We start from the raw sequence: 9,948 nt of genomic DNA, 5'->3' as shown, positions 1-9,948 counted from the left end.
GCGGTTGATGAGGGTTGGCGGGAGCAGGCGGCTGGCAGGTTTGGGTGGAGAGTTTGTGCGGTTGATGAGGGTTGGTGTGATCAGGGCACTGGCAGGTTTGGCTGGGGAGTGTGTGCGGTTGGTGAGGGTTGGCGGGAGCAGCCATCCCGTTGGTTCAGTGGTTTTTCCAGTCAGCAGGGCATTCGCGGGCTTATTGGCCTGCGTAGTCACCAGTTCCGCCGCAAACTCCGTCGTCATCCGGGTTTTCAGAAATTCCGCCGGGCAGGTTTATATACCTGGATAGCAGCGCATCTTCTCTTAATTATTCTCATCAATTGTATCAGTGCCTATAAGGCGTATCACGAGTTTTACCATACACCGGGGAATGCTGTTATTGTAAAAAAATTAACGCCGTTAGCAGAGGCCAGTGCAATCCGGTATTATGGCCGGTATACCGGTGCAGAAACAGGCTATGGCTTCTTTGGCATCAACGTACGATCGAATGGGATGTTGATCGGGGAATGTGGCGGCACGCCTATGACAGCTGATTTTAAATCCTATGAGACAACATTGCGGTTCTTTTCAATGGCCAATGCGCTAACTGATGATTTTATAAAGCCGGATGCACACGATAGTCTGCCTGGCGGACTACTCGGCGAGTACAATAACCTTGTCTTTAAAAATATTGCTGTCACTATGTATCAGCAGCATGGTTGTGTGGATAGTACGGTATTGTTAAGCTACAATGTACTGCAGTTTCCCACACTGCAGGCAGTACGTACCGGTACGCCACCGGCATACCAGCTCACAAAGTTAGTGACAGGTACCTATAGTCTGACTACACATGCGCAATAAGACGTATCCCGGATGGCTGTTCTTTTTCCGGGTAAATATGGCAGGATTTGCTTTGTTACATTTTCTGGCCATACAGCCGGATTTTGATATGTTGTATTCTTACAAAGGGTATATCTACCCCGATATTATGGATACATCAACAGATCATTTCAGTCCTACACTTGTCAGCCTGCAACACTATGCGGGTATTCCATATGAGACCTTATTAATGATCTGCCGGATTGCTTATCCATTGGCGTTAGTATGCCTGATACTTGGATTATTTACGCGGGTAAGTGCTGTTCTCTCCCTGTTTCTACAGTTATTATTATTGAAATCGATCCATCTGTATGAGTACGGCGTGGATGGATACACCACAATCGCCTTATTCTACTGCTGTATTTTTCCCGTGGGATATATTTATTCTGTTGACAACCGGTTACGACGATTCATTATTGCGCCGGTGTATGAGCCCTGGCTGATATTACTGCGGGCGCATTTGTGTATAGCTTATTTCTTTTCCGGGTTTGACAAGGTGATAGGGGTAACATGGCGGAATGGTGAGGCACTGTGGAAGACCCTGCATAGCCATAATTATTACAGTTTGTTTAGCCTGGATTTCCTGGTAAATACGCCATTTTATTTATGGGTAGGTTGGGCTACTATAATACTGGAGATGGGATATTGTATCGGGATGAACATCAGAAAGGTAAGGATGTGGTGGCTGGGGGCAATTGTTTGTCTGCATTTGTTCATTGCGTTATTTATGGGATTATTTTTCTTTTCAGCCATGATGATTCTGCTGAATTTATGTGCCTACTATACGCCTTATTTAGATCCGGAGCGTGTAAGGAAAAGAGCGGCCATGTAGGCCATCATCCCGGCATTTCTGCCACAAAAAAAGCCTTCGGAGTGTTGAACCGAAGGCCTTGCAGGAAGTTTCATCTTTTTTCCTTCGCTGGGATTATCCAGAGCAGGTACTAAGGGTATTATCTCAGGTTTAATTGTTATAACCACCCCGGGAATAGAAACTTCCTTTCTGAATAATATAGGGAAAGAATCATGCCAGTTATTTATACGGGATTTAGCCTTCATTCTACCCTCCCGGCGGGTTATATTCCTACGAAATGTGCCCGTTTGGGGTAGTAGTTCACTGATGAGAGCTACATTTTCATGCCATAGCCTATGGCACTATTTTCTCCCCTGTTCGGTAAAACAAATCTTTATGGCAACTACAACTGTGAATGCGCCAACGGCGAACGATAGCAGACTGAAAGAATTTTTTGTGGACCAGTTAAAAGACATTTACTGGGCCGAGAAGAAACTGGTGAAGACCTTGCCGAAACTCAGCCAGGCAGCGACCACGAACCAACTGAAAGATGCGATTGACAGTCACCTGGTAGAAACTGAAAATCACGTAGCAAGACTGGAAGATGTATTTGATCTGATCGGTGTGGATGCAGATGCGAAAAAGTGCCATGCAATGGCTGGGATTGTCGAGGAAGGCGAGGATCTGATTGATGAGACAGCAACAGATACCTGCCAGCGGGATGTAGCATTGATCTTTGCGTGTCAGAAAGCGGAGCACTACGAGATTGCGACGTATGGTGGTTTGGTGACGCTGGCGGCGACGTTGGGCTTTAAAGAGGCGGCAACGCTACTGAGACAGACACTGGAAGAAGAGAAGGCTGCGGATGCGAAATTGACACAAATAGCAGAAAATGATGTCAATTATAAGGCCAGCCAGGAAATGGAATGATTTCCCTTCATCAACCTATGGAGCAGGGAAAAGATAAAATTGGTATCTTATGGAAAATTCCACATGATGTTGGCCAGAATTACCTTTCTCCTGCTCCTGATTTCAAACTGTTGCTTTTCGCAAAAAATGGACTGGTGGAAACATGACCGCTTTGGCATGTTCATCCATTTCGGGCTCTATGCGGAGGCTGCCAGACATGAATGGGTTAAGAACTATGAACGACTTACCAACGACCAATACCAGGTTTACTTTGACCAGTTCAATCCCGACCTGTTCAACCCACGGGAATGGGCCCGGCAGGCCAAAGCAGCAGGCATGAAATATGCTGTGCTCACGACTAAACACCACGAAGGATTCTGCCTTTTTGATTCGAAATACACCGACTATAAATCTACTAATACGCCCATCCACCGTGACCTTGTCCGGGAATTTGTCGATGCCTTCCGTGCAGAAGGTATCAAAATCGGTTTTTACTATTCGCTGCTTGACTGGCATCATCCCGATTTTACAATAGACCAGCACCATCCTCAGCGACCGGCAGATGATACGGCCTACGCACGCCTGAACAAGGGGCGGGATATGGAAAAGTACCGGCAGTATATGCGCAATCAACTCACCGAGCTATTGACGAAATATGGGAAAATAGATATCCTGTGGCTTGACTTCTCCTACCCTGGCAAGCACGGTAAAGGCAGAGAAGATTGGGGATCTGTGGCATTACTGAAAATGATCCGGAAATTACAGCCGGATATTATAGTAGACAACAGGCTGGACCTGGCAGGAGTACCTGGTGGAGCAGATTTTGCAACACCGGAGCAGGTAAAGCCGGAGGAACTGAAGAACAACTATGACGGGTTACCTTTCGAGACCTGTCAGACGTTCTCCGGCTCATGGGGGTATTACAGGGATGAGGACACATGGAAGACAAATGTACAGTTGCTTACATTGCTGATTACTTCAGTAAGTAAGAGCGGAAACCTGATCCTGAATGTGGGGCCTACCGGCAGAGGAGTATTTGATTACAGGGCAACAAGGGCGTTAGATTCAATCGGTCAGTGGATGCATTTTAACAACCGTGCGATTTATGGTTGTGAGGAAGCACCGGCGGCGTTCAGTGTACCGGCTCATACTTTACTGACCTATAACCCTGCTGCGAAACGGCTGTATCTGCACCTGATGGATTATCAGGGAGGGAAACTGGTGTTAAAAGGATATAAGGGTAAGGTAAAATACGCACAGTTTCTGCATGATGCGTCAGAGATAAAAAGGGAAGAAAACGGAGACGACCTGGTATTAACGTTGCCGGAACGGAAGCCGGGATTTACAGTACCTGTGGTGGAATTGATGTTGTAATCCGGTGTGTCTGGAATCTCTGTATGTTAAATATTGGGCCTTCCCTGTTGCTTTCAAAAAAAAATCATCACGCTAATTCTCGCATTCCTGCTATAAACCCGATAATATAAACAATAATAGGGAATTCTCCTAGGACGGCTATTAGTCGAATGGTACTATCTTTGGTATCAAATTGTGCCCGGCGGTTTGCCATATCATTGATTCACAGTCTAAAATACAATAGCGTGGTCTTATTAAGTCAAACGAAAATAGCAACAACAGGTAAGAAAAGAGTAGTGATCATAGGCGGGGGATTTGGGGGAATGGAACTGGCGAAATCCCTGGCCGGAACAGACTTGCAGGTAGTACTGATAGACAAGCATAACTTTCATACCTTCCAGCCCTTATTGTATCAGGTAGCCACTACCAACCTGGAAGCCCCTTCTATTGTGGCACCTTACCGTAAAATCTTTAAACAGCAATCCAATTTGTTTTTCCGCATGGCGGAGGCAAAAAATATCGATACTGCTAACCAGACGGTAGAGACGTCCATTGGTTTGATCAGATATGACTACCTGGTGATTGCTACGGGAGCAACTACTAATTTTTATGGGAATGAGGAAATTGCTGCCAGGGCGATTAGTATTAAAAGCCTGGAAGATGCGCTGTTGCTGAGAAACACGATTGTGAGCAATTTTGAGAAGGCCCTGCAGGTAGAGGATGAGATGCAGCTGAATAGTCTTATGGACTTTGTGATTGTGGGCGGCGGACCGACGGGTGTAGAGATAGCGGGTGCGTTGAGTGAGCTAAAAAGACACGTGTTTCCAAAGGATTATAAGGAGCTGGATTTTGTGAAAATGGATATACATCTGATTCAGAGTGGCGGGGAAATCCTCAAGGGAATGTCGCCGGCGGCATCCAGAGAGTCTTTGAAGATGCTGAATGATCTGGGGGTGCGGGTGTGGTTGAACAGAAGAGTGGTGTCTTACGATGGATTTGCGGTGAAATTAAGTACGGGCGAACAACTGGTGACAAGGACACTGATCTGGGCTGCCGGGGTATCCGGATTGCCGGTGAATGGACTGTCTGAAGAGTGTATGCAGGATTCAAGGATTAAAGTAGATGAATTTAACCGGGTGGCGGGATATAGTAATGTGTTTGCAATCGGAGATATAGCAGCGATGGTGACAGAAGAGACACCTCATGGGTACCCGATGCTGGCGCAGCCGGCGATACAGCAGGGAAAGCTGTTAGGCCGGAATATCATCAGATGGGAGAATGGAAAGGAGGCCAGGCCGTTTAAGTACAATGATATGGGGACGATGGCTACCATTGGAAAGAATCATGCGGTAGCCGATCTGATGGTGTTCAAAAAGCAGATAAGAACACAGGGTTTCAGGGCCTGGTTGATATGGATGTTCGTACACCTGATGTCGTTGGTTGGTTTCAGGAACAGGGTTGTAGTGCTGATTAACTGGGTATGGAAGTACTTTACGAATGATGCAGGATTTGGAACTATTATCGGGAAGCCGAAAGAGAATATTCCGGTAGAAAAAGTGACAGAAAAAGTTCTTGTATAATAGTTAAAAAAGGGTACAAAACTACGCCCGGAGAGTTTTATAAAACAGCTTTTAAAAAGACACCTGTTTTCCATCAGGTAGCTAAAATAAACCTGCTGCTCCTGTACCTGTTTTAGGGAACCGGAGTTTCAGTGTAGCGGGGTAAGTCAGCAAATTATAAAAAGCGGTCATTCGCAGAAGGAATAAATACTATTTTCAGAAAAAAGGAGTCCGTATATGATACAGACTCCTTTTTTTGTGGACTTATAGCGAAATAGCTACCGGTTATTAAGTTGTTATTTGTTGCCAGTCTGTGCCAGCGTGCTACCGAATACGGTTTTCAGCAGATCGGTTACACGGGCAGCGGGGTCTTGCCTGATCTTCGCTTCTTCTGCAGCCACTTCCAGGTAAATACCAGCGATTGCCTTTTCTGTCACGTAAGCAGAAAGGTCCGTATTTACCGGTGTGCTGGAGAACTTGTTATACAGTGAAAATACATCACTCCAGTATTTGGTGGCATCCACCTTCTTCAATGCTTCAGCGATAACAGGTTTGAATGCATTGGTCAGTTCTCCTGTCGTTTTGCTCCTGAAATAATCGGTGGCAGAAGTTTGTCCACCTCTCAGTATGCCGATAGCATCTGTAATGCTCATTTGTTTAATTGCATTTACAAAAATAGGGGCAGCAGATTTGGCAGCTTCTTCAGCACCTCTGTTCATAGAGAGGATTGCTTTATCTACCACATTACCCATCCCCAGGTTACGTAGGGTAGATTCAACCTTCTGCGCTTCAGGAGGCATCAGGATTTTCAACGCAGCATTTGCAAAGAAACCATTTACAGCAGACAGGCGATTCGTGCTGTTTTGTGTGCCGATCGTCAGTGCCTCTTTCAGACCGGCAGCGATCTGCGTATAAGTAGGCTGACCGGCTACAGTGGTAGGAAGATTCTGTAAGATCTGCTGAGAAGTTTCACAGCTGGTAGAAAGACATACAATGCCCAGAACAAGAAAAAGTCGCTTCATAGTACGGTATTAATTTACTCGACCGGGCAAAGATATAAAAAAACCGCAGGCAATAGCTTACGTATATAACATTGGAACCATAAGCTATGAATCAGGGTGATAAAATGGAGAAAGGTAGTGATCGGTTACAGGGATTATTATGGATTAGTTTTCACTATTGGTACAAGGTGCTATCAACCAAACAATCAATTTCAGCATGCGGTACGTTATCTTAACCTCTATCATCGCACTGATCATACTGGGAAGTGTGATGTGCACGACCACACAACCTGCTGCGACAGCCCCAATCGCAGAACTACCGGATGGTAAGGCATTTGCGGGCGCAGCTGCCTGCCAGACCTGTCACCGGAAGATTTACCAGGATACCCGGCATACCGCTCACTTCCTGACTTCTTCCCTGCCGGATGCTGCACATATTAAAGGCAGTTTTGCCTATGGTAAAAATACTTTTACCTACAGTAACAACATGGAGGTGGTAATGAACCGGATAGGTAATAAATTCTATCAAACAGGGTTCGTGAATGGTACTATTATTCAAAGGGAGGCTTTTGGAATGGTGATCGGCTCCGGGCGTATGGGGCAGACTTATCTTTACTGGGCGGATAACCATCTTTTCCAGCTGCCTGTCTCCTACTTCACGCCTATCAGGGACTGGGCCAATAGTCCAGGGTATGCCATCAGTTATATCCGCTTTAATCGTCCAGTGCCTGCAAATTGTATCGAATGTCATGGTACGTATGCAGCCGCACAAATACTACCTGACAACAGCACCATTTATAACAGGCAGAAAATTATCTATGGAGTAGATTGCGAACGCTGTCATGGTCCGGGAGCAGCGCATGTAGCCTATCATACAGCACATCCTGCGGATACGGTTCCACAGTACATTGTCAGCACGGCACATATGGACAGGCAATTGAAACTGGATGCGTGTGCGCTTTGTCATTCAGGTATCAGGAACTTGCTGCAGCCGGCGTTTTCTTACCAGGTGGGGCAGCACCTGGAGGAATATTCGACAGAGAGAACCACAGCCGGAGAGTTGGATGTACACGGTAATCAATATGGGTTGCTGACAGCCAGTAAATGTTTTCGCATGTCGCAGATGGATTGCGGCTCCTGTCATGATGTACATCAGGATGAAGCGAAAAATCCCGGGCTCTTTTCCAAAAGGTGTATGAATTGCCATTCGAAAAATGATACCTGCAGATTCCGGCCTGAAAATGGATTGGTCTTATCGGAAAATTGTATTGATTGCCATATGCCAGCAATGGCATCGGCAAAGATCACCTTTAAGATGGAGCGGGATAAGGCAGCAATACCAGACCTGGTGCGAACACATCGGGTGGGCATCTACCTGGAGGAAACAAAGGCTTTTGTGAAAGGGCTGCAGTAAAAAGCGGACCATTTAAAATCAACTTATTCTTATGGCTGAAAGAAGAGAAGCAGTAGTACCACATGATGGGCGGGAAATAATCCTGTCGCGCCTTGTTCGTGCACCCAGAAATATTGTATTCAGCGCCTGGACCAGTCGGGAGAAACTGGCGGAATGGTGGGGGCCTAAAGGCTATACTATTACCATTGAATCCTTTAATATGGCGACCGCGGGGGAATGGAAGTTTGTTATGCATAGTCCCGATGGTGTTAATTATCCGAACAGGGTTGTTTTTATAGAAGTGCTGGAGCCGGAACGGATCTCCTTTTCCCAAAGCAGCGATACGGACAATGATCCGGACCAGTTCAATACAACCGTTACCTTTGAAGACCAGGGGGATAGTACCTGTATAGATATGCGGCTGATCTTTAAAACAACTGAGGCGAGAGATCATGTGATTGCGTCTTATGATGGCATTGAAGCGGCGCAGCAATCCCTGGACAGGCTGGAAGAAATACTATTCAAAACAATTGCAGAATAACCTTTGGAACACAAAAGAGATTTTTAAACAGGAACATTTGCGGAATAATGGCTAACTTATATGCCATGTCACGCATCTGTTTCTTTCTTTGCCTCCTCCTCCCCTGCCTTGCCAATGGGCAAAATACGCAGGATACGCCTGTTGTTCTCCATCTCTGGTCCAACGGAGCGCCCGGTTATGAAAATCGTAAAAATGAGCCGGAAATTGCGAAAGATTACTATGTTAAAAATATCCATAATCCCAGTATCACCGTTTATTTACCTCCGAGGGAAAAAGCTACGGGGGCAGCGGTCGTTATTTGTCCCGGTGGCGGATTCCGTTTACTGGTGTACAATTCTGAAGGTGTGAATCCGGCGAAATACCTGAATAGTCTGGGTATTGCGGCTATTATACTCAAATATCGCCTATTCAGGGAGGATTCGACCTATTCACTTGAAAAAGAGGTGAGGCAGGATGCTTATCGTGCCATGCGGTTGGTCAGGAGTCATGCAAATGACTGGGGGATTGATACGGCCCGGGTAGGTATGTGGGGCTTTAGTGCGGGAGGAGAAGTGGTCACACAGGTGGCCTATGCTAACGGATATGGCAATCCTGCAGCCAAAGATCCGGTGGACAGGTTGAATGGCAAGCCGGATTTTCAGATACTGGTGTATCCTGGTCCGCTGGGAATTCCCCAATCGGTACCGCGCGATGCGCCGAAGGCATTTTTGGTGGTTGCCAATAATGATGCCTGCTGTTCTGCGCCGATCGTGACCTTATTAAGCGCCTACAGGGACACTAAGGTCCCTGTAGAAGCGCATATTTTCGCCAATGGAGATCATGCCTTTAATATGGGATATAAAACCGATCTGCTCTCTTTAAAGGCATGGCCATTGTTATTGACGAACTGGATGATAGATAGTCACATTATTCCAAAGCAGTGATATCAGGCATCGTATTTTGATGTGTCATTTTCTGTAGACATTGTTACATCCGCGTGCGTTGCCACATGCACCTGCTCATGCCTTACAACTACAGCTTTGGACTTGTCTTCAAATGTGAGTAATGCAAGATGCCTGTCATTCCTCGTAATATCGTCCATCAACTGTGTATTTTTTATCGGGCGTTGATACACCTCTTCTCCACCTGTCAGCTGGGCGGGCAATAATACCGGCGCCTTTCGTTCTGTATCAAAGAGTTTGGCGATCTGAGCACTCAACATGGGGTCATTTTCATCTTCTATATGCTCAATTCTGTCAGCGATGTTCTCAATAAAATCTACATCATATTTACGCTTTCCGGTGGTATAAATACAATAGTAAGTCTCGGAATGATCATCGCTGAATGGAACCGGCTCATACTTTGGCCGCTGTTCAATGGTCCTGTTTTGCATTACTGCAGCTACAATGAACGAACAGATCGCCAATCCGGCGCATACATACATGGCCGGATAATAAGAAGGATGCTGCCGCGCCTCGGCGTAAGCGAAATAGGTTCCAAAAAGAGAGAACACAAACAATACAGCAGGCACAGCCACCCACTTGTTACTTCTACGCTGTTTCATAACTAAT

At 46.1% G+C, this 9,948-nt stretch carries 10 protein-coding genes and 1 riboswitch; of the genes, 8 read left to right on the top strand and 2 right to left on the bottom strand.

Annotated features, from left to right (window positions below; genetic code table 11):
* The 5 genes from ABDW33_RS20365 to ABDW33_RS20345 all read left to right on the top strand — a co-directional run.
* The coding region (locus tag ABDW33_RS20365) for a hypothetical protein (RefSeq protein WP_343691939.1) at positions 1-834 on the top strand (834 nt) is incomplete at its 5' end.
* Positions 824-1,684: a hypothetical protein gene (locus tag ABDW33_RS20360; protein WP_343691938.1), complete on the top strand. Its 861-nt coding sequence runs from the start codon at positions 824-826 to the stop codon at positions 1,682-1,684. The genes ABDW33_RS20365 and ABDW33_RS20360, both read left to right, overlap by 11 nt.
* A gap of 62 nt (positions 1,685-1,746) precedes the next feature.
* Positions 1,747-1,844: riboswitch (TPP riboswitch) on the bottom strand.
* Between the two features lie 194 nt (positions 1,845-2,038).
* Complete coding sequence (locus ABDW33_RS20355; protein ID WP_343691937.1) at positions 2,039-2,572, top strand: ferritin-like domain-containing protein; 534 nt, start codon at positions 2,039-2,041, stop codon at positions 2,570-2,572.
* 126 nt (positions 2,573-2,698) lie between these two features.
* Complete coding sequence (locus tag ABDW33_RS20350) at positions 2,699-3,925, top strand: alpha-L-fucosidase (protein ID WP_343691936.1); 1,227 nt, start codon at positions 2,699-2,701, stop codon at positions 3,923-3,925.
* Positions 3,926-4,149: 224 nt separating this feature from the next.
* Positions 4,150-5,484 carry an NAD(P)/FAD-dependent oxidoreductase gene (locus ABDW33_RS20345; RefSeq protein WP_343691935.1) on the top strand — a complete coding sequence of 445 codons (1,335 nt, stop codon included), beginning with the start codon at positions 4,150-4,152 and terminating at the stop codon, positions 5,482-5,484.
* Between the two features lie 275 nt (positions 5,485-5,759).
* On the opposite strand, the gene ABDW33_RS20340 is transcribed toward ABDW33_RS20345, so the two are convergent.
* The gene (locus ABDW33_RS20340; RefSeq protein ID WP_343691934.1) at positions 5,760-6,485 is read right to left on the bottom strand and encodes a DUF4197 domain-containing protein; all 726 of its coding nucleotides are present in this window, start codon (positions 6,483-6,485) and stop codon (positions 5,760-5,762) included.
* 196 nt (positions 6,486-6,681) lie between these two features.
* On the opposite strand from ABDW33_RS20340, the gene ABDW33_RS20335 reads away from it, so the two are divergent.
* The 3 genes from ABDW33_RS20335 to ABDW33_RS20325 all read left to right on the top strand — a co-directional run bounded on the left by ABDW33_RS20335 (position 6,682) and on the right by ABDW33_RS20325 (position 9,321).
* Positions 6,682-7,878, top strand: a complete 1,197-nt coding sequence (locus tag ABDW33_RS20335) for a multiheme c-type cytochrome (protein WP_343691933.1) — start codon at positions 6,682-6,684, stop codon at positions 7,876-7,878.
* Between the two features lie 31 nt (positions 7,879-7,909).
* Complete coding sequence (locus tag ABDW33_RS20330; RefSeq protein WP_343691932.1) at positions 7,910-8,398, top strand: SRPBCC domain-containing protein; 489 nt, start codon at positions 7,910-7,912, stop codon at positions 8,396-8,398.
* A 65-nt stretch (positions 8,399-8,463) separates the two neighbouring features.
* On the top strand, positions 8,464-9,321 hold the full coding sequence (locus tag ABDW33_RS20325; protein ID WP_343691931.1) for an alpha/beta hydrolase: 858 nt from the start codon (positions 8,464-8,466) through the stop codon (positions 9,319-9,321).
* A 2-nt stretch (positions 9,322-9,323) separates the two neighbouring features.
* Here the strand turns inward: ABDW33_RS20325 and ABDW33_RS20320 are convergent, their stop codons facing one another.
* On the bottom strand, positions 9,324-9,941 hold the full coding sequence (locus ABDW33_RS20320; protein ID WP_343691930.1) for a hypothetical protein: 618 nt from the start codon (positions 9,939-9,941) through the stop codon (positions 9,324-9,326).
* Positions 9,942-9,948 lie beyond the last annotated feature (7 nt).

This window comes from Chitinophaga sp., from assembly GCF_039596155.1.
Classification (GTDB): Bacteria; Bacteroidota; Bacteroidia; order Chitinophagales; family Chitinophagaceae; genus Chitinophaga.
This window is presented reverse-complemented; position numbering and strand designations above follow the sequence as displayed.